The organism is Pseudomonas sp. EL_65y_Pfl2_R96, from assembly GCF_963970905.1.
In the GTDB taxonomy this organism is placed as follows: Bacteria; Pseudomonadota; Gammaproteobacteria; order Pseudomonadales; family Pseudomonadaceae; genus Aquipseudomonas.
Genome location: NZ_CAXAQH010000032.1, coordinates 1 through 20,887, shown reverse-complemented (window position 1 = coordinate 20,887; position 20,887 = coordinate 1). Strand labels below are relative to the sequence as shown.

17 protein-coding genes and 1 pseudogene are annotated in these 20,887 nt (G+C 58.3%); 12 read left to right on the top strand and 6 right to left on the bottom strand.

Annotation, left to right across the window (positions count from 1 at the left end):
- Nucleotides 1-143: 143 nt before the first annotated feature.
- Complete coding sequence (locus AACY49_RS24810) at nucleotides 144-365, bottom strand: hypothetical protein (protein ID WP_339527010.1); 222 nt, start codon at nucleotides 363-365, stop codon at nucleotides 144-146.
- Between the two features lie 238 nt (nucleotides 366-603).
- On the bottom strand, nucleotides 604-2,187 hold the full coding sequence (locus AACY49_RS24805; protein ID WP_258697582.1) for a peptide chain release factor 3: 1,584 nt from the start codon (nucleotides 2,185-2,187) through the stop codon (nucleotides 604-606).
- 429 nt (nucleotides 2,188-2,616) lie between these two features.
- Between AACY49_RS24805 and AACY49_RS24800 the strand changes: the two genes are divergently transcribed.
- From AACY49_RS24800 to AACY49_RS24770, 7 genes are all read left to right on the top strand, one after another.
- Nucleotides 2,617-3,333 (top strand): ABC transporter permease, encoded by a 717-nt coding sequence (locus AACY49_RS24800; RefSeq protein ID WP_339527009.1) that lies wholly within the window; start codon nucleotides 2,617-2,619, stop codon nucleotides 3,331-3,333.
- Between the two features lie 20 nt (nucleotides 3,334-3,353).
- Nucleotides 3,354-4,247: a glycine betaine ABC transporter substrate-binding protein gene (locus tag AACY49_RS24795; protein ID WP_320392253.1), complete on the top strand. Its 894-nt coding sequence runs from the start codon at nucleotides 3,354-3,356 to the stop codon at nucleotides 4,245-4,247.
- Nucleotides 4,248-4,259: 12 nt separating this feature from the next.
- Nucleotides 4,260-4,913, top strand: a complete 654-nt coding sequence (locus AACY49_RS24790; RefSeq protein ID WP_339527008.1) for an ABC transporter permease — start codon at nucleotides 4,260-4,262, stop codon at nucleotides 4,911-4,913.
- Entirely contained in the window at nucleotides 4,910-6,067 is a 1,158-nt protein-coding gene (locus AACY49_RS24785) for an osmoprotectant ABC transporter ATP-binding protein OsmV (RefSeq protein WP_339527006.1), read from the top strand. The genes AACY49_RS24790 and AACY49_RS24785 overlap by 4 nt, the downstream gene beginning before the upstream one ends.
- A 466-nt stretch (nucleotides 6,068-6,533) precedes the next feature.
- Complete coding sequence (locus AACY49_RS24780; RefSeq protein ID WP_258697587.1) at nucleotides 6,534-7,697, top strand: type III PLP-dependent enzyme; 1,164 nt, start codon at nucleotides 6,534-6,536, stop codon at nucleotides 7,695-7,697.
- A gap of 175 nt (nucleotides 7,698-7,872) precedes the next feature.
- On the top strand, nucleotides 7,873-8,937 hold the full coding sequence (locus tag AACY49_RS24775) for an alpha-xenorhabdolysin family binary toxin subunit A (RefSeq protein WP_320392256.1): 1,065 nt from the start codon (nucleotides 7,873-7,875) through the stop codon (nucleotides 8,935-8,937).
- Nucleotides 8,938-8,972: 35 nt separating this feature from the next.
- Nucleotides 8,973-9,971, top strand: a complete 999-nt coding sequence (locus tag AACY49_RS24770; RefSeq protein WP_339527003.1) for an alpha-xenorhabdolysin family binary toxin subunit B — start codon at nucleotides 8,973-8,975, stop codon at nucleotides 9,969-9,971.
- Nucleotides 9,972-10,021: 50 nt separating this feature from the next.
- On the opposite strand, the gene AACY49_RS24765 is transcribed toward AACY49_RS24770, so the two are convergent.
- Both AACY49_RS24765 and AACY49_RS24760 read right to left on the bottom strand, forming a co-directional pair.
- Nucleotides 10,022-10,780, bottom strand: coding sequence for a tetratricopeptide repeat protein (locus AACY49_RS24765; protein WP_339527001.1), 759 nt, complete (start codon nucleotides 10,778-10,780; stop codon nucleotides 10,022-10,024).
- Nucleotides 10,781-11,461, bottom strand: coding sequence for a Fe2+-dependent dioxygenase (locus AACY49_RS24760; RefSeq protein ID WP_339526999.1), 681 nt, complete (start codon nucleotides 11,459-11,461; stop codon nucleotides 10,781-10,783).
- Nucleotides 11,462-11,667: 206 nt separating this feature from the next.
- Between AACY49_RS24760 and AACY49_RS24755 the strand changes: the two genes are divergently transcribed.
- Together AACY49_RS24755 and AACY49_RS24750 are read left to right on the top strand one after the other, a co-directional pair.
- Nucleotides 11,668-13,926 (top strand): TonB-dependent receptor, encoded by a 2,259-nt coding sequence (locus AACY49_RS24755; protein WP_339526997.1) that lies wholly within the window; start codon nucleotides 11,668-11,670, stop codon nucleotides 13,924-13,926.
- A gap of 231 nt (nucleotides 13,927-14,157) precedes the next feature.
- Complete coding sequence (locus AACY49_RS24750; RefSeq protein ID WP_339526995.1) at nucleotides 14,158-16,686, top strand: sulfite reductase flavoprotein subunit alpha; 2,529 nt, start codon at nucleotides 14,158-14,160, stop codon at nucleotides 16,684-16,686.
- Between the two features lie 139 nt (nucleotides 16,687-16,825).
- Here the strand turns inward: AACY49_RS24750 and AACY49_RS24745 are convergent, their stop codons facing one another.
- Nucleotides 16,826-18,367 (bottom strand): alkaline phosphatase D family protein, encoded by a 1,542-nt coding sequence (locus AACY49_RS24745; RefSeq protein WP_339526993.1) that lies wholly within the window; start codon nucleotides 18,365-18,367, stop codon nucleotides 16,826-16,828.
- 163 nt (nucleotides 18,368-18,530) lie between these two features.
- Nucleotides 18,531-18,779: a DUF6124 family protein gene (locus tag AACY49_RS24740; protein WP_339526990.1), complete on the bottom strand. Its 249-nt coding sequence runs from the start codon at nucleotides 18,777-18,779 to the stop codon at nucleotides 18,531-18,533.
- 81 nt (nucleotides 18,780-18,860) lie between these two features.
- Between AACY49_RS24740 and AACY49_RS24735 the strand changes: the two are divergent.
- From AACY49_RS24735 to AACY49_RS24725, 3 genes and pseudogenes are all read left to right on the top strand, one after another.
- Nucleotides 18,861-20,066: pseudogene (locus tag AACY49_RS24735) on the top strand (colicin E3/pyocin S6 family cytotoxin).
- On the top strand, nucleotides 20,063-20,305 hold the full coding sequence (locus AACY49_RS24730; protein WP_339526988.1) for a hypothetical protein: 243 nt from the start codon (nucleotides 20,063-20,065) through the stop codon (nucleotides 20,303-20,305). The pseudogene AACY49_RS24735 and the gene AACY49_RS24730 overlap by 4 nt, the downstream one beginning before the upstream one ends.
- Before the next feature lie 83 nt (nucleotides 20,306-20,388).
- A complete protein-coding gene (locus AACY49_RS24725) occupies nucleotides 20,389-20,619 on the top strand; it encodes a DUF7683 domain-containing protein (RefSeq protein ID WP_339526986.1) in 231 nt (76 codons plus the stop codon).
- The last annotated feature ends 268 nt before the right edge of the window (nucleotides 20,620-20,887 follow it).

Here is a 20,887-nt window from a genome sequence, read left to right as displayed (position 1 = left end):
TCAATGTTGATTGTGACGCCGCCTTCGCGAGCAAGCCCGCTCCCACAGAGATTTCGCTTAACTGACTGGCATTGACCAGTTGCCCCCTTTTATTCCGATTGCGCATCAGTCGGGGGAGAAGGGGGGGTTCTTTTGTCTGTCATTTACGTTTGCTTGTCTTCCTCATCCTCATCGGTGTCTGGGTCGTCAGTGGTTGAGTCGTCATCGCCTGTTTGGGACGCAGCGATCATCAACTGGCTGTGCGTACCTTGCCCGTACCAAGCCTGCTCATCATGGTTCGTGCATTGCGCCCATGCCGCCGACGTGCCGATGGACAGCATCACCAAAACCTTAAGCAGCAACATAATGCGTTGAAAAATGCTCATAGCCGATTCCATCCTTTGTTGGGTGAAGCATGGGACGCCTGACAGGTGCTGAGTGAAATCTAGTTCCGATTGACCGGGTTCTCCAGACAGGACGCTACCGGGTAGCAGAAAATGCCACTGGCAAGGAGATTGGTTTGGAATAGGTGTTATGCCGAACCGATATTACTGTGGCCCGAGGCAGATACCAAAAAGCCCCGCAGCTTTCGCAACGGGGCTTTTGATTTTCGCAACTCAGCGCTTAGTGATGCTCACGCGTCGCACGGAATTTCACGTCCGGCCAGCGCTCTTCCATCAGCGCCAGGTTGACCCGGGTCGGGGCCAGGTAGGTCAGGTGACCGCCGCCGTCCAGTGCCAGGTTTTCCACAGCCTTGTTGGAGAATTCCTCAAGCTTCTTCTTGTCGCTGCACTCGATCCAGCGCGCGGAATACACGGTGATCGGCTCGTAGGAGCACTCGACCTTGTATTCCTCTTTCAAGCGGCTGGCGACCACATCGAACTGCAGCACGCCGACCGCGCCGAGGATGATGTCGTTGCTGCGCTCGGGGAAGAACACCTGGGTGGCGCCCTCTTCCGCCAACTGCTGCAAGCCCTGGCGCAGTTGCTTGGATTTCAGCGGATCACGCAGGCGCACGCGACGGAACAGTTCCGGGGCGAAGTGCGGGATGCCGGTGAAGCCCAGGGCTTCACCTTCGGTGAAGGTGTCACCGATCTGGATGGTGCCGTGGTTGTGCAAACCGATGATGTCGCCAGCGAAGGCCTCTTCCAGTTGCTCACGCTCGGAGGAGAAGAAGGTCAGCGCGTCGCCGATCCGTACGTCCTTACCCGTGCGTACGTGGCGCATCTTCATGCCTTTTTCGTACTTGCCGGAGCAAATGCGCATGAAGGCGATGCGGTCGCGGTGTTTGGGGTCCATGTTCGCCTGGATCTTGAACACGAAACCTGAGAACTTCTCTTCCACCGGTTCCACGGTGCGCTCGTTGGCGACTCGGGCCAGCGGTTTCGGTGCCCAATCGACCACGGCGTCGAGCACGTGATCGACACCGAAGTTGCCCAGTGCGGTACCGAAGAACACCGGGGTCAGTTGGCCGTCGAGGAATTCCTGTTGATTGAATTCGTGGCAGGCGCCCTGCACCAGTTCCAGCTGTTCGACGAAGCGATCGTACTCGTCGCCCAAGTGCGCGCGGGCTTCGTCGGAGTCGAGCTTCTCGATGATTTTCACATCGGTGCGCTCGTGGCCGTGGCCGGCGGTGTAGACAATGATGTAGTCGTCGGCGAGGTGATAAACGCCCTTGAAGTCGCGGTAGCAACCGATCGGCCAGGTGATCGGCGCCGCCTTGATTTTCAGGACCGCTTCGATTTCGTCGAGCAGTTCGATCGGGTCGCGGATATCACGGTCGAGTTTGTTGATGAAGCTGACGATCGGCGTGTCACGCAGACGGCAGACGTCCATCAGCGCGATGGTGCGTGGTTCAACACCTTTACCGCCGTCGAGCACCATCAAGGCCGAGTCCACCGCCGTCAGGGTGCGATAGGTATCTTCGGAGAAGTCTTCGTGGCCCGGGGTGTCGAGCAGGTTGACCATGTGGTCGCGATACGGGAACTGCATGACCGACGTGGTAATGGAAATACCCCGTTGTTTTTCCATTTCCATCCAGTCGGAGGTGGCATGGCGGTCGGACTTGCGAGACTTCACCGTGCCGGCTACCGCAATCGCCTTGCCCATCAGCAAGAGCTTCTCGGTGATGGTGGTTTTACCGGCATCGGGGTGGGAAATAATGGCGAAAGTGCGGCGTTTCGCGACTTCGGCGGCCTGTTTGGTCATGGGAAATCGCCTGGCGGTGATTCAAAAAAGGGCGGCGAGTATAGCTTAAAAAGTGACCTACGGACCACCATCCACAGGGCTGACGGAGGTTGCGATCCAACGTTGGAGCTGCCGAAGGCTGCGATCTTTTGATCTTCGCTTCTAAAAGCAACATCAAAAGATCGCAGCCTTCGGCAGCTCCTACCCGGTGGCTAAATGCTGCTGATTATGGAACCTTTTAAAAGGTGGAGGCGTCCACTCCCCTGTTACGACCCATCGTCAGGGGCTGAAAAATCAGCAAGTCAGCCTGACGAGGCTGCGCTTATGGCTCGATTTCATGCGGTTTCATCACCGTGTAGAGCTGCTTCTCGCGAACGTTGTTTTCCCGGCAGCCAGGCATGGCATTGCCACTCGGGACTGCGTCCGCCGACAGAAAAAAGGAGTCCGCCTGTGGCTATTCGCTATGGCAAAGGGCTGACAGGAGGTGCGGTTGTCGTCGCCCTTCTGGCCCTGCTGATCCACTGGATTGGCATCAACACGATCGAACAGTACCGCGACGATTTGTTGTTTTACCTGCAAGCTCATCTGATTCTCGTCCTCGCTTCCATGCTGGCCGCCCTCATTGTGGGCATACCCGCTGGCATCTTCCTCAGCCGCCCGACCATGGTTGGCCGCGCCGAACGTTTCATGCAGATCTTCAACATCGGCAACACCGTGCCGCCTCTCGCCGTACTGGCCATCGCCCTGGGTATCCTCGGCATTGGCAGCGGTCCTGCGATTTTCGCTTTGTTCCTCGCCTCACTGTTGCCGATTGTGCGCAACACCTACGAAGGGCTGAAAAACGTCCAGGGCTCACTCAAGGAAGCGGCCGTCGGCATCGGCATGACGCCGACTCAGGTGCTATGGCGGGTCGAACTGCCGAACGCCGTGCCGATCATCATCGGTGGCGTGCGCGTGGCGCTGGCGATCAACGTCGGTACCGCACCGCTGGCGTTCCTGATCGGCGCCAACAGCCTGGGCAGCCTGATTTTCCCCGGTATCGCCCTGAACAATCAGCCGCAACTGCTGCTCGGCGCGGCCTGCACCGCCCTGCTGGCCTTGCTGCTCGACGGACTGGTGACACTCGCCAGCCGCCTCTGGCTCGAACGCGGCCTGCGCCCGTCTTAAGCCCCGGCAAAGGAATTTTCATGAAGACATCAAGCTTTTTACTAGGCTGCGTTCTGCTGTTCGCAGGATTTGCCCAAGCCGCTGAAAAACCCGTGATCCGCATTGGCGCCCGGGTGTTCACCGAACAAACCCTGCTGGCGGAAATCACCTCCCAATACCTGCGCGCCAAAGGTTACGACACTCAAGTGACGGGCGGTCTGGGCAGCAACCTCGCCCGCAGCGCCCACGAAAGCGGTCAGCTGGATTTGATGTGGGAATACACCGGCGTGTCGCTGGTGGCTTACAACCACGTCACTGAAAAACTCGACAGCGCTCAGTCCTACGCCAAGGTGAAAGCACTCGACGAAAAAAAAGGCCTGATCTGGCTGACCCCGTCGAAGTTCAGCAACACCTACGCCCTGGCGCTGCCGGAAAAAACCGCGAAGGCTTACCCGCAGATCAACACGATCAGCGAGCTGAACACGGTGTTGCAGGCTGAGCAGAAGCAAAATCATCTGGTAGCGCTGGATACCGAATTCGCCAACCGCTCCGACGGCCTAGCCGGCATGGTCGACCTCTACGGCATGAACCTGACCCGCAACAACATCCGCCAGATGGACGCCGGGCTGGTCTACACCGCCCTGCGTAACGGCCAGGTGTTTGCCGGTCTGGTTTACACCACCGACGGTCGCCTGAACGCCTTCAAGCTCAAATTGCTCGAAGACGACAAGCATTACTTCCCGGACTACACCGCCGCGCCGGTGGTGCGCCAGGCCTACCTCGATGCCCACCCGAAACTCACCGAAGAGCTCAAGCCACTGGCCCAGCTGTTCGACGACGCCACCATGCGCCAGCTCAATGCACGGGTCGATGTCGATCACGAAAGCCCTTCATCGGTTGCCGCAGATTTCCTGCGCCAGCATCCGTTGAACTAAAGAGGAAAAGTCATGGATTTTCTCAACGCCTTTTCCCATCTCGACGGGCCGCAGGTTTTGCACCTGACCTGGCAGCACATCACCCTGGTCGGCATCGCGGTAACACTGGCGATTCTGGTCGGCGTGCCGCTGGGCATCCTGATGACGCGCTTCCCGACGCTGGCCGGTCCCTTGCAAGCCAGCGCCACGGTGCTGCTGACCGTGCCGTCGATTGCGCTGTTCGGCCTGCTGCTGCCGTTCTATTCCAAGTTCGGTCAGGGCCTCGGCCCGATGCCGGCGATCACCGCCGTGTTTCTGTATTCGCTGCTGCCGATCATGCGTAACACCTACCTGGCACTGACCGGCGTGGAACCCGGCATTCGCGAAGCGGCGCGTGGCATCGGCATGACCTTCGGCCAGCGCCTGCGCATGGTCGAACTGCCCATCGCGGTGCCGGTGATCCTCGCCGGCGTACGCACCGCCGTGGTGATGAACATCGGCGTGATGACCATCGCCGCGACCATCGGCGCCGGCGGCCTTGGTGTACTCATTCTCGCTTCCATCAGCCGCAGCGACATGTCGATGCTGATCGTCGGCGCCGTGCTGGTCAGTCTCCTGGCCATCTTCGCCGACCTGCTTCTGCAATGGCTGCAACGCACGCTGACTCCAAAAGGACTCCTGAAATGATCGAACTTCAAAACCTCAGCAAGACCTTCCAAAGCAACGGCAAAGATGTGAAAGCCGTGGACTCGGTGAGCCTGACCGTCAATGAAGGCGAGATCTGTGTGTTCCTCGGGCCATCGGGCTGCGGCAAGAGCACCACGCTGAAGATGATCAACCGGTTGATCAAACCGACTTCGGGCAAGATCCTGATCAACGGTGAAGACACCACTGACCTCGACGAAGTGACCCTGCGTCGCAACATCGGTTACGTGATCCAGCAGATCGGTCTGTTCCCGAATATGACCATCGAGGAAAACATCACCATCGTTCCGCGCCTGCTCGGCTGGGACAAACAGAAGTGCCATGACCGCGCCCGCGAGTTGATGAGCATGATCAAGCTTGAGCCCAAGCAGTACCTGACTCGCTATCCCCGTGAATTGTCCGGTGGCCAGCAGCAACGGATCGGCGTGATTCGAGCGCTGGCGGCGGATGCGCCGCTGTTGCTGATGGACGAACCGTTCGGCGCGGTCGACCCGATCAACCGCGAGATGATCCAGAACGAGTTTTTCGAAATGCAACGGGCGCTGAACAAGACCGTGATCATGGTCAGCCACGACATCGACGAAGCGATCAAGCTCGGCGACAAGATCGCGATTTTCCGCGCCGGCAAACTGTTGCAGATCGACCACCCGGACACCTTGCTCGCGCATCCGGCGGACGACTTTGTCAGCAACTTCGTCGGCCAGGACAGCACGCTCAAGCGTCTGTTGCTGGTGAAGGCTGAAGATGCGGCGGACAACGCGCCATCGGTAAGCCCGGAAACCCCGGTGGCCGATGCACTTGAATTGATGGACGAACTGGACCGTCGCTACGTGGTGGTCACCTGCGCCGAGAACAAGGCCTTGGGCTATGTGCGTCGGCGCGACCTGCATCGCCAGGCCGGCACCTGCGCGCAATACCGGCGCGAGTTCAACGCCACCGCGGCCTACGACGAACACCTGCGCATCCTGTTGTCGCGCATGTACGAGTTCAACCGCTCGTGGCTGCCGGTGATGGACGCCGAGCGGGTGTTTCTGGGGGAAGTGACTCAGGAATCGATTGCCGAGTATTTAAGCTCTGGCAAGTCCCGTGGGGGCAAGACCAGCATTGTTTCGCCGGCTGAGACTGCTGTCGCCTGATCTGACGCCTTCGCGGGCAAGCCCGCTCCCACAGGGTTCTTGGCGTACACAAGATTTGTGTACGACAGAAATCACTGTGGGAGCGGGCTTGCCCGCGATTGGGGGCACTACAAACCCCTCTGACACTCCTCAAATATCCCTTCTACGGGAACATCACACTGTCATGCAGGTCGGTTACATCAGTAGCTGTCGGGGACCGCACGACGGAAGCGTGCAAAAACGCGACATTTTTTGTTGATCTCAAGCCCCTCACGCCCTAAAGTTCGCGCCGAACGTCCATGCTGGAAACGATCCATCCGGCTCAAGTACTGACGACGAGACAGCAAGGCCAAGGGAAAGCACCGCCTCCCATGGCCTTTTTGCTTTCGGCGACATGCCTTGGGAAGTAGGCGAACCAAAGTGGGGATACGGAGGACGTTCATTTGCACCCATTGTTAATTTCAGTTTGCCAGTAGGAGTTCCCAGCATGTCGATCAACGTCGAAGACTATTTCGCGCGCGATACCTTCAACAAAATGAAGGCCTTCGCCGACAAACAAGAAACCCCGTTCGTGGTGATCGACACCGCGATGATCGCCCAGGCCTATGACGACCTGCGCGCCGGTTTCGAATTCGCCAAGGTCTACTACGCGGTAAAGGCCAACCCGGCCGTGGAAATCATCGACCTGCTCAAAGAGAAAGGCTCGAACTTCGACATCGCCTCGATCTACGAGTTGGACAAAGTGCTGAGCCGCGGCGTCGGCCCGGATCAGATCAGCTACGGCAACACCATCAAGAAATCCAAAGACATTCGTTACTTCTACGACAAAGGCGTTCGCCTGTACGCCACCGACTCCGAAGCCGACCTGCGCAACATCGCCAAGGCAGCTCCGGGCTCGAAAGTCTACGTACGTATCCTGACTGAAGGCTCGACCACCGCCGACTGGCCACTGTCGCGCAAATTCGGCTGCCAGACCGACATGGCCATGGACCTGCTGATCCTCGCTCGCGACCTGGGTCTGGTGCCATACGGCATCTCGTTCCACGTCGGTTCGCAGCAACGCGACATCAGCGTCTGGGACGCGGCGATCGCCAAGGTCAAAGTGATCTTCGAACGCCTGAAAGAAGAAGACGGCATTCAACTGAAGCTGATCAACATGGGCGGCGGCTTCCCGGCCAACTACATCACCCGCACCAACAGCCTGGAAACCTACGCTGAAGAAATCATCCGTTTCCTCAAGGAAGACTTCGGCGACGACCTGCCGGAAATCATCCTGGAGCCAGGCCGCTCGCTGATCGCCAACGCCGGCATTCTGGTCAGTGAAGTGGTGCTGGTGGCGCGTAAATCCCGTACCGCTGTCGAGCGATGGGTGTACACGGATGTGGGCAAGTTCTCCGGCCTGATCGAAACCATGGACGAAGCCATCAAGTTCCCGATCTGGACCGAGAAGAAAGGCGAGATGGAAGAAGTGGTCATCGCCGGCCCAACCTGCGACAGCGCCGACATCATGTACGAAAACTACAAGTACGGTTTGCCGTTGAACCTGGCTATCGGTGATCGCTTGTACTGGTTGTCGACCGGTGCTTATACCACCAGTTACAGCGCTGTTGAGTTCAATGGCTTCCCGCCGCTGAAGTCGTTCTACGTGTAAACGTAACGCGCCCACAAAAAAGCCCGTGATAAATCACGGGCTTTTTTGTGGGCGATAGTTTTTAAAAAACATTAACTAACAACAACTAAAAACCGGTTACAGACAAAACATACACTTATTCTGAAAGCACCATTACCTTAGCCACTCGGACCACATATTAAATGGAATTAGACAAATGCAAACCAATAGCAACCCACCGACACCCATCATTACTAAAGACGACATCCAAAAAATCAAGCGCTATGTAACTACCGCCAAGGCCCTGCCCATTACCCTGAACGAAGTTGAGCAACAATTAAACACCCAAAAGACCGGCATTATCGGACTGGAACCGTTTGATGTGCTCAGCCTATATCACAAGATCATCAACAACGCCAATTCGTGGACAGATATAGAGTCTTCCATGAAGCGCGTAAGTGGCAGTCTTGCGACGTTCTCGGAAGATCTGGAAAGTTTTGGCCAGGACATTATCGACGCCATTGTGACCATGCCAGGTTATCAGAACTACATAGGCACGCTCGACAATATGAGCGAGGAAGAGATCAGCCTTCTTCCCCCGCTCGAAATTGGTCGAACGGAAAAAAACCGCTTTGGTTCAATCCAGGAATCTCTGAAATTTATCGCCAGTTCGATTGATGAAAAAAAGTTGAGCAGCCTGGATGTCCTGACCCGTCTGAAGTTTTTCAAGGACGAGATGAGTAACGAAGTCCAGCCCGGCATCGGCTCCAAATTGAAACTGGCCAATAGTGAAGACATCAACAGGCAAATCACGGCGCTGAACAAGGTAATCGACGAAGCCCAGAAGCGCATCGACGAAAAGATGCGGGAAACCTCGCCCAATTTCTTTGATTACATTTTCTCCGGCTACAGCCCGGTAGGTTTCCTGCACTCCGGCAACCTTGAACTATTGCAGAAAACCCACGTGGCGCCGCTGCTCAGGCAGCGTGAACAGCTGACGCAGCAAATCAAACAGAAAAGCATTCTCGCCGGCACCCTGGTGGAACTTCACGGCGACCTGGACAGTTTACTGACCTACGTTCAGGGTGCAATCACCAGCACCGCACAACTTGAAACCTTATGGATCTCAATCTCTGAATACATTAATGCCTCCAGAAACAAAGTTGCAGGCATTAACGACTTTCTAACCCTGAGAAGTTTTGTTTCCAGTCTCAAGATCATTCTCAAAAACTGGAAAACCATTCAGAACAATGCGAACACGATGATTGTCGCGTTCGACTAACCACGCCTTATAAAAACCGAAAAAAGGATTTCCCCATGACTAATCTTGCTTATGCTGTTCCTGACTTCGCCCAGCTTCGTGAAAGCCGCGCAGCCATTCGTTATCAGTCGATCGTCGGTTCCGCCAACCTGTACATCAAAGCTTTGAGTGACGAATTGATCAGCCTCAACGCCGCTATCAGCAGCACCGATCAACTGGTCGCCAACGCCATTACGTCAGCTATAACCGCGTTGGAAACCGATGATCTTCGCGAAAACCTGGAAGCGCTGGCGGTATTGAACGCTCGTGAGCCAGACCACAATACTAAAAAAGCAATTGCGCTCTATTCGAAAATTGCCAACCAACTGATGGAAATGTGCATCGACCAACTGTCACAACTGCACATTAAATTACACACCGGACTGTTCAATGTTCAGAGCGTGTCCATCAGTGACAATCGGTTCAGGCTTGCCGAACTGGCTGATTCCCGGATCGGCCTGGCCAAAGAACTGAGCGTCGAACAGGCGGCGCTGAACGAAGTGGTCAGTGACGAACGCATCTTGAATGAAGCGATCAAGCTGTTCGAAAAGATGACGTTTATCGATCGTATCAAGCCCCTTTTTGAACAACTGGCTGGACTGGCCGGCAAGCCTCAAACACCGGAGACCGCCGCGATGGAAGCTGGATTGGCAGTCGCCTTCAAGTTTCTGGATGAGGCCAATGAGTTGGTCAAGTACAGGGATTTGCTGAGGGCACGGCAGATTGTCCAGACTCGCATTGGCCAGCGACAGGAACGAGTGTCATCGCTGGAACAACAACTGCGCACCAACGAAAACCACACTCGACAGCTCAATGACACGCAGAAGGTCATTCCTCACCAACACACCTACGTCAGTGAAACCACCAAACTGGTCGATACACTGTCGATGTTCCTTAAGTCGATCATGCCTGGCACTGACGATGACATGTTGAAAACCGGTGAGCGCCTGATCGAACGTAGTCAGAGTTTGCTCGCGTACATGAATATTCTGCAGGGTCGCTGGTTACGCGGTTGATCTCATCCGTTGCCGCCCATCTGACGGTGGGCAGCAACGGAAGATGTCGGCTAACGCCCGGAAAGCTTAGCCATATGCGTGCGATAAGCTTGGCCCATCGCACGCATCTGCGGATGACAAGCGCCGAGCAGCGACTCACTGCTGACCCGCAGAAAATTCAGATTGCCGCCGACCAGCGCCCTCTCCAGCCACACGAGCGCTTCATCGACATGGCCTTCATCAGCCAGCACCGTGGCATAACTGAACTGCCCCCGAAAATCCCCACCCTCGGCCGAACGCCGATACCAGTCGCGAGCCCCCGCCAGATCCGCCGGGCACACCTGCCCTTCTTCCAGATAACGCCCCAGCAGATTCATCGATTTGGCGTGGCCTGCCTCAGCGGCGCGTTGATACAACGCCAGTGCCTGAAGATGATCCTCAGCCACACCGCGCCCGGTCGCCAGCAGATTGGCGAAGTTGTACATCGCCCAATCCAGTCCGGCCTCTGCCGCGACTCGATAATGCCGTGCAGCCACCGAAGCATTGACCGGGCAACCCCAACCCTGTTCATGGCAACGCCCAAGCATATTGCGCGCCATCAGATGACCTTGGCCCGCGGCGATCTCGAACCAGCGCAGAGCCAACGGTTGATCCTGAGCGATGCCCTGACCGTCGAGCAGAATCTGCCCGAGCAACGCCTGCGCTTCGAGCACGCCTTCGCCGGCGGCCAGCAGAATCGCCTGGGCCGCGCGGGCCGGGCTTTCTGCGAGCATGGCCGTAAACCGCTCGCCGTCGAGGACTTCCTCGCGGCGCAAACGAAAGTCCGCCACTTACACCTCGACCCAGCGGCGCAACAGGTTGTGGTAAGTGCCAGTGAGACGAATCAGTGAAGGATGCTCGGGCATGTCCTGGGTCAGCTGCTGAATCGCCCCGTCCATCTCGAATAGCAAGGTGCGCTGGCTGTCTTCACGCACCAGGCTCTGGGTCCAGAAAAACGAGGCGTAGCGGGTTCCGCGCGTAACCGTGTTGACCTTGTGCAGGCTGGTGCCGGGGTACAGGACCATGTCGCCGGCCGGTAACTTCACGCGCTGGGTGCCGAAGGTGTCCTGGATTTCCAGTTCGCCGCCGTCGTAGTCCTCCGGTTCACTGAAGAACAGCGTCGCCGACAGGTCGGTGCGCACCCGCTCGATGCTGCCCTTGGGCTGACGCACGGCGTTGTCGATGTGGAAGTCGAAACTGCCACCGGCCGTGTAACAGTTCAGTAACGGAGGGAAGACCTTGTGCGGTAACGCCGCTGACATGAACTGCGGATTTTTCCACAACCGTTCGAGCATCGCAGCACCGATCTCCTGGGCCAGCGGGTGACCTTCAGGCAGTTGCAGATTGTGCTTGGCCTTGGCCGACTGGTAACCGGCGGTAATCTTGCCATCAGCCCAATCCGCTTGCGCCAGGGCCTCGCAAATGCGCTGCACTTCTTCTTTCGCGAACACGCCGGGAATGTGCAGCAACATGGAAAGACACCTGAAGGCAAAGGAATGCCAATGGTATTGATTCTTATTGCCTGTGTAAAACCCGAGAGACGAATGACACCGTAAAAACCGTAAAGGTAAATTGTAAAGAATGTAAATTCGTCGCGAATAGCAATACTTCGCAATTGATACAAATACGTATTTACCCTATATTCCGCGGCCTCAAATCCTTGGGGAGGGGAATTCACATGTCACGCCTACAACTACAATTACCGGTCGGTTCACCACGTTTGCTCGCGTCTGCAATAGGCGTGGCGATCACCGCCGGCTCTGCGGGCCATATGGTTTTCGCGGCCGAGAAGACCGATGAAAAGGCACCCGGCAATACAATTTCCCTGGACGCGACCAGCGTTGTAGGCGAGCAGGATGACACCTCCTACAAGACCGATACCTCGGCCTCCAAGAAGTACACCGCGCCACTGCGCGAAACGCCGAAAAGCGTCACCGTGATCCCGCAACAAGTGATTCGCGACACCGGCGCCACCAGCCTGGTCGACGCCCTGCGCACCACCCCGGGCATCACCTTCGGTGCCGGCGAGGGCGGCAACCCGGCCGGCGATCGTCCGATCATTCGCGGCTTCAACGCCGAAAGCGACACGTTCGTCGACGGCATGCGCGACCCGGCGTCCCAGAGCCGCGAGATCTTCAACGTTGAATCGGTCGAAGTCAGCAAGGGCCCGGGGTCAGCCTTCACCGGCGCCGGTTCCACCGGTGGCAGCCTGAACCTGGTGAGCAAGACCGCCAAGCTGGGCAACGCCTATAACGGCGGCTTCACCTGGGGCTCGGACCAGACCAAGCGCACCACCCTCGATCTGAACCAGCAGATGACCGACACCTCGGCCGTGCGCCTGAACCTGATGAAACACGAAGCCAACGTCGCCGGCCGTGATGCCGTGGACGTCAGCCGTTGGGGTGTGGCGCCGTCCTTCGCCTTCGGCCTGGGCACCGATACCCGTCTGACCGTCGGCTACTACCACGTCGAAACCGACGACATGCCCGACTACGGCATCCCGCTGACCTTGAGCCCCAACCGCAGCAAGTACAACGTCGACAAGCCGGCCAACGTTAACCGCGACAACTTCTACGGCCTCACCGGTCGCGACTATCGCCAGACCAGCAACGACAGCGGCACGATCAAGATCGAACACGATCTGAACGATAGCCTGACCGTGTCGAACAGCTTCCGCATGTCCCGTTCGACCCTGGACTACATCGTCACCAACCCTGACGACAGCAAGGGCAACGTGGCCAATGGCAGCGCTTACCGTGGCGCGAAGACCCGTAACTCGACGTCCAGCGGCTGGATCAACCAGACCGACCTGAGCGCCAAGTTCAACACCGGCGCTATCGAGCACAGCCTGGTGACTGGCCTGGAGTTCTCCTATCAGGACACCCACAACCGCCCGTACCTCCTGACCTCCACCGCCAGCGGCACCCGCTGCAACCGCGCCCTGTTCAACTCCGGCGACTGCACCAGCCTGTACAACCCGACGCCTGGGGATAACTGGAATGGCACGATCACCGACAGCAACGCCTTCACCGACACCGACACCAAGACCGCCGCGGCGTACGTGTTCGACACTCTGAAGTTCAACGAGCAATGGTCCCTGAACCTGGGCCTGCGTTATGACAACTATCAGGTTGAATCCAGCGGCTTCGCCAACGCCAGCAGCACGGCCACAGCGGGCAGTTTCTCCCGTGAGAACACCAGCGACCTGGTGAACTACCAGATCGGCGTGGTCTACAACCCGTTGCCTAACGGCAGTATCTACGCGGCGTACTCGACCTCCAGCAACCCGGCCGGCGAAACCAGCGGCAACGGTGGCCTGGAACTGGCGGCGAACAACAGCAATCTGGACCCGGAAAAAAACCGCAACTACGAGATCGGCACCAAGTGGGACTTCTTCAATGACAACCTGTCGCTGACCGCCGCGCTGTTCCGCACCGAGAAAACCAACGCGCGTATCAACGATCCAAGCGGCGGCACCACTCAAGTGCTGGACGGCGAACAGCAGGTCAATGGCCTGGAGCTGGGCTACACCGGCAAGCTGAGCCATAACTGGAGAGTCTTCGGCGGCTACACCTACATGGACAGCGAAGTGGTCAAGACCACCCTCGCCGCCGATGAAGGCAACCACATGCCAAGCACCCCACGGAACAACTTCACGTTCTGGTCGACCTACGACCTGGTACCGGACAAGTTGACCGTCGGTGCCGGTGCGACCTTCGTCGATTCCCAGTTCGGCAACGTCGCCAACTCGGTGGAGATCCCGTCCTACTGGCGTTACGACGCAATGGCCAGCTACCGCCTGACCAAGAACGTCGACCTGCAACTCAACGTCCAGAACCTGACCGACAAGCGTTACTTCGACCAGATACTCCAGAACCACTACGCCCACGTGGCGGCGGGCCGTACCGCCCTGCTGAGCGCCAACTTCCACTTCTGATCCTGTGGGAGCGAGCCTGCTCGCGAATACGGTGTCTGTCGCACTTTATCTGTCGCGGCTGACATAGCCTTCGCGAGCAGGCTCGCTCCCACACTAGAGTGGTGGGCAAGACGCCCTGGCCCCGTTCATCGAACTGAACGGGGCTTTTGTGTGTAAAAAAGAATGCTTCTCGACAACTCACGGCATAATGCGCGCCGTGATGATGACTTTTGAACGAACAAGGCGAGCGACGTGTTGAAGAAATCCCTGTTCCAGTTGCACTGGTTTTTCGGCATCAGCGCCGGACTGGTCCTGGCCCTGATGGGCATCACCGGGGCGACGGTATCGTTTCAGGATGAAATCCTGCGGGCGCTGAACCCCTCTGTGCTGCACGTCGAGAAGCAGATTGCCGGCGTACTGCCGCCTGCCGAGCTGGTGGAGAAAATCGAAGGGGCTTCGGGCAAGAAAGTCTCGATGCTCTGGGTCGAGACCGACAGCGGCAACGCCGCGCGGGTGATCTTCACCGCGCCACCCGGCGAACGTCGCGGGCCGATGCGTTACTTCGACCCGTACACCGGCGAGTTCATGGGCGACGTCACGGGCCAGGATTTCTTTGGCCTGATGCTGCAACTGCACCGGGTCCTGGCCATGGGCGATATCGGCCGACAGATCACCGGCGCCTGTACCCTGATTCTGCTGTTCTTCTGTCTATCCGGCTTGTACCTGCGCTGGCCGCGCCAGTGGAAAAGCTGGCGCGCCTGGCTGACCCTCGACTGGAAGAAAAAGGGTCGCAGCTTCAACTGGGACCTGCACTCGGTGGCCGGTACCTGGTGCCTGGTGTTCTACCTTTTGGCGGCGCTGACCGGGTTGTCCTGGTCGTACGAGTGGTACAACAAGGGCCTGACCAGGCTGCTTTCCGATTCGCCGCAAAACGAGCGGGTACGCAGTGGTCGAGGCCCTGCGCCAAGCGGCCCGGCCCCCACCGCCGATTACGCCGCCATGTGGAGCAGCATCTACAGCGCCGCTGGCCCTGGTCTTTCGTCTTACAACGTTCGTATGCCGCCCGTGGTCGGGCAACCGGCAACCGTGTTCTACCTGCTGAAGCATTCACCCCACGACCGCGCGCTGAACCAGATCATCCTCGATCCGGCGACCGGCACCGTCAGCCGTCATGACCGTTACAGCGACAAGAGCCTCAAGGCGCAGCTGCTGACCAGTATCTATGCGCTGCACGTCGGCAGTTATTTCGGGCTGATCGGGCGGATCATCCTGACCGTCACCGCGCTGAGCATGCCGCTGTTTTTCGTCACGGGCTGGTTGCTGTACCTGGACCGTCGACGCAAGAAACGCCAGATCAAGGACGCCCGCAAAGGCCTCGCGCAACCAGGCAGCGACGCGCCAGCATGGCTGGTCGGCTTCGCCAGCCAGAGTGGATTCGCGGAACAATTGGCCTGGCAGACCGCCGGGCAATTGCAGGCCGCCGGGTTACCGGTGAAGGTTCAACCGTTGGCGAATGTCAGCGAACAGGACCTGCGAAATTCCAGCAACGCGCTGTTCGTGGTCAGCACCTTCGGTGACGGTGAAGCCCCGGACAGCGCCCGAGGATTCGAACGCAAAGTGCTGGGTCGTGCGCTGAGCCTGGACAGCTTGAACTATGCCGTGCTCGGCCTCGGCGACCGCCAGTATCAACACTTCTGCGGCTTCGCCCGCCGCTTGCATACCTGGCTGGGCGAGCACGGCGGCAAGACCTTGTTCGCCCCGGTAGAAGTCGACGGCGGCGACCCCTACGCCCTGCGTCACTGGCAACAGCAACTCGGCCTGTTGACTGGCCAGGCGCCGGTGGACACCTGGCAAGCGCCCAGCTACAGCAACTGGACCCTGACCCGCCGCGAATTGATGAACCCGGACAGCAGCGGTTCGCCCGTGTACTTGCTCGGCCTCAGCGCCCCTACCACCAGCAGCTGGCTGGCTGGTGACCTGGTGGAAGTGCTGCCGCGCAATTGTTCGTGGGCCATCGAGCATTTCCTCGACGGCCTGGGGATTGACGGTCGGGCCACGGTTGAGTTCGATGGTCTGTCGCAAACACTGGAACAAGCCTTGGCCAGCCGCCAACTGCCCGAGAACCGCGCTCATCTGGTCGGCCTGCACGCGCAAGCACTGGCGGACGCTCTGGTGCCGTTGGCCATGCGCGAATACTCCATCGCTTCGATCGCCGCCGACGGCGTGCTGGAATTGATCGTGCGTCAGGAATTGCATGCCGACGGTAGCCTGGGCGTCGGTTCCGGCTGGTTGACCGAACACGCGCCCGTGGGTAGCAGCATCAGCCTGCGGGTACGCCGCAACAGTGGTTTCCATCTACCGAACGAACCGGTGCCGATGATCCTGCTGGGCAACGGCACCGGGCTGGCCGGGTTGCGCAGTTTGCTCAAGGCACGGATTGCCGATGGGCAGCAGCGTCACTGGCTGCTGTTCGGCGAGCGTAATCGCGAGAACGACTACTTGTGCCGTGCGGAACTGGAAGAGTGGTTGATCAACGGTGATCTGGCGCGTCTGGACCTGGCGTTTTCCCGCGATCAGGCACACAAGATCTACGTGCAGGATCGCCTGCGCGAGTCTGCCAGCGAGTTGAAAAAATGGCTGGCCGATGGCGCCGTGATTTACATCTGCGGCAGTTTGCAGGGGATGGCGTCAGGGGTGGATCACGTGCTCAACGAATTGCTGGGCATTGAAGAAGTCGACCGCTTGATCGAACAGGGCCGCTACCGTCGCGACGTGTACTGACACCTTTGATCCCCTGTGGGAGCGGGCTTGCCCGCGATGAGGCCATCACATCTAACATTGATGTTGCTGACAGTCCGCAATCGCGGGCAAGCCCGCTCCCACATTTGATTGATGTCCACTCAAACGATAGTTGCCAGCCTCACACCGGCTGCAACTTGCGCTCAAACACTCCCACCCCATCCAGATCCCGCAACACAACGGTCAGCTCCCCCGTCTGCCCATCGATATTCACCTCGCCAAAAAACTGAAACCCGGCAAACGGCGAGGTGTTCTGCGCCGCTGGTGCCTTCTCGAACACCACTTCAGGGCCGAAGGTTTTATCCAGCGCATTAGGCCCGAAGCTCCCCGCGTTCAGCGGCCCCGCGACAAACTCCCAGAACGGTTCGAAGTCCTGAAACGCCGCGCGGTCCGGGTGGTAATGATGCGCCGCGCAGTAATGCACATCCGCCGTCAGCCAGACGAAATTGCGCACCTGCTGCACCCGCAGAAAACCGAGCAATTCAGCGATCTCCACTTCACGGCCCTGAGCCGGGCCCGGATCACCGTTGGCCACCGCTTCCCAACGCGCCACGCCGGGGCTGACTTCACCGTCCGGCACGCCGAGGCCAATGGGCATGTCGGCGGCGATGACTTTCCATTGGGCCTGGGAGCCTTTCAATTCACGTTTGAGCCAATCCAATTGCTCTCGACCGAGGAACGGCTTGGCGGCACCGAGGTTATCGTCATTGGCACCGCGATAACTGCGCATGTCGAGCACGAACACGTCGAGCAGCGGCCCATAGCTGAGCTTGCGATAAATCCGTCCGCCACCGTCGGCGCTCTGCAAGCGCATCGGCGCATATTCGAGCCAGGCCTGCCGCGCGCGACCCACCAGGCTGTGGATATCTTTGCTCTTGTAGCGATCATCCAGTTGCTTGCCCGGCGACCAGTTGTTCACCACTTCGTGGTCGTCCCACTGCCAGATCTGCGGCACTTCGGCGTTGAAGCGGCGGATGTTTTCGTCCATCAGGTTGTAGCGATAATTGCCGCGATACTCGTCGAGGGTTTCGGCGACTTTGCTCTTGGCTTCGCTGGTGAGGTTGCGCCACACACGGCCGCTTTCGGTGGTCAGTTGCGCCGGCACCGGGCCGTCGGCGTAGATGGTGTCGCCGCTGTGGATAAAAAAGTCCGGCAGGCGCAATCGCATGGCTTCGTAGATGCGCATGCCGCCGATGTCCGGATTGATGCCGAAGCCCTGGCCAACCGTGTCGCCGCTCCAGACGAACCGAATATCCCGCCGCGCGTTTGGCACACTGCGCAGATGACCGAACCAGGGTTCACTGGCGACTCCGCTCTGGGCGTCTTCGAACGTCACGCGGTAGAAAATCGCCTGATCGGCGGGCAGGCCAGTGAGCTCGACCCGGGCGGTGAAGTCGGTACGGGCATCGGCCAAGGGCGAGACGAATCGACGAGGGTTACTGAACAGGCTGCGCGTATCCCATTCCACCACCATCCGCGCCGCACGGTCGCTACGGCTCCAGATCATCGCCCGGTCGCCCAGCAAGTCGCCGGACTGCACGCCATCGGTGAGTTGCGGCCGATCCTTGACCGAAGCGATCACCGCCGGCGCCAGGCCAGGCATCAACAGCCCGGCCCCAACGACCTGCATGACACGACGACGGCTGAGGTCGAATTCGCTCATGGTGTTCTCCCTGAAAAAAAGAAAACTTAAGCATGGCTGTGTGAATCCGGCATGACACAAAAAAGATCGCAGCCTCCGGCAGCTCCAGGTTCGATGTACGCCGCAATATCACGGTCAAACACAATCCCGGGCAGGAGCTGCCGAAGGCTGCGATCTTTTGCTTTTAGGCGTTGGCCGGTTCCAGCGCCCGATTCACCGCCAGCTCACCAAGCATGACCACTTGCTGAATCCCCAACAGGGTGTTGCGATGCGGCCCTTCCATCAATCCCGCGAAATCACTGAGCGTCACACTCGCCGAGGCCAGTGACTCACAGGCGTTGGCCAGCAAGGTTTCGCTGTCGACCTCCGGGACTAATACGAAAGGATCGCGGCTTGCGGTAACGCCATGGATTAGGAAATTTCCGCACCACATTTAGGAAACGTCCTAACGCCAGCCCTTGAACGTCCCAGTTAGGTTTGCGGCTTTCCCAGCCACACGCAGAAAAGGACACCTATGGCTCGCAACAAGGACATACCCCAAGTCTGGGAACATGGCGGTGGTGGTGGCGGCTCGGGCATTGGATATCGTTACCTGCGAGACATGACCCCGACTGAGCTAGCCGAGCGCAACGCCAGACAAACGTCTTACGACGGTATGCTTGCCAGACAACAAGCGTTTGAAGACCGTCTCGTCAGACCATTGGAAAAGCAGGACCGACCCAATACCAGAGGTTGCGTATTCGCCAAAAGCTGCAACCTCCCCGACGGTCTAATCAATCACAACAACCCAGCCGGATTTGTCCCCGTCGAGAAATTGGCTGATTACGGATTGTGGGCCGTACTCGGTACCGGCGCAGCGATTACAGTCGAAGGGATTCCCCTGAAACTGGTGGGCGGCTCAGCAACGGGCGGCGTCATCGCCCAACGTCTCGGCGGCTCTCTTGCACTCACTCTACTAACAGGCTCAACGGTTGTTGCGACTAGTGCAGCGGTTGGGACAGTTGCACTACTGATGCCGAACACCAGCCTTTCGCCCGACAGTGCCTTCTACAACAAAGAACAGTACGCGGTGCTTGATACGGGGCGAACTCGTGTCCGCATCAATGTGAAGACATTGCCGGATGGCTCCGTCAGCGCTTAGGGTTTCTACACGGGCGGGAAAAAAGACTGGGAGTTTGTCCCTGTCATCAAGGCAACCCAGCAAGACAGAAAGTTTGTCGCAGACATCGGCAGCGGGATCGGCCTCACCTGGACGCCGGCGGTGAATCCTGATGAGGCACTCGGCATTCCCGCACTGGAAGGCGCCCCACAACTGCCGTCTGTGTGGGTGTACCCGCCCACAGAGCAAGCCAACAAAGCACTGGTGAACCCAGAGCATCCACCCGAGTATCAGGATGCGATCATCTGGTTTCCTGCCGACGTGGGTCTTGAGCCAATCTACATTGTGCTGAACGTGCTGCCGGGGGATCACAGCTATCACCCAAGACCGAGCAGCTTTCCTGCATTCCCTGGGCTCAAGCGCGCAACACCTAAAACGCCAAAAAAAGGCGGTGGATTACGCGATAGATGGAAAGATGAAGACGGTACGATCTACGAATGGGACTCTCAACATGGGGCGCTGGAGAAGTACAACAAGCGTGGCAAACACCTCGGCGAGTTCAACCCGCAGACCGGAGCACAGACAAAACCTGCAAACAAAACCAGAGAGGTTGAACCATGAAATATGAACTGAAGTTTCAGATTTACGGAATACCTGAAAACGGTGACTTGGCTGTATTCGAGGTGGATTTGCCCCGCTCCGTTACCACGGATGCCCTGATGCCGATAATGGCTTGGCATGAAGAAGAGGATGCCATGGAGAGCCATCCTCTATCCGCCGGACAGGTTACGGCAATAGAGAGTCTCGCAATGATCGAACTTCCCAAGGAGCTAATGCTGTATCTCAGCAGCCACGAGTGATCCTTGGGCGTCCCGCACTTGAACTCTCAAGTGTTTGATGCTTCAACCGGCGCAAGAAGAAGTAGGCACAGGAAAGTAGAAAAATGAAGCATGTCATAGAGGTCTTCGACAAACAGACCGAAGAACTACTCCTGAGTGTCGAAATACCCCGCAACCGCCACGATAAGCTAGCAAAACTAATGGATTGGCAAACAGTGGAGGATGAGTTTGATGGCTACGACCTTTCTCCAGAACAAGTGCAAACACTTGAAGCGTGGACCGGAAAAAGCCTGAAAGACGCGAACCACATCGTGCAATTGGTGTGCATCGAATAATCCCGCGCGCAACGTGCCCGGGGGAGCAAACGAGGCCGCCGACCTGGCTCGATATCGGGATGACAAGAAAAATATCGTAGCCTTTGGCAGCTCCTTGGTTCGAGGTACGCCGCAATATCACGGTCGAACACAATATCCCGGGTAGGAGGGTCCGCCCCGTCTTCGACGCCGCGCTGTCGCGCAGCAAACTGGGGGGATCTAAAGTTGAGAGCGCGCGCGGGGCAGAGACCGTCATTAGCACTGGTGTGTCCGCACCCGAGTAGGAGAG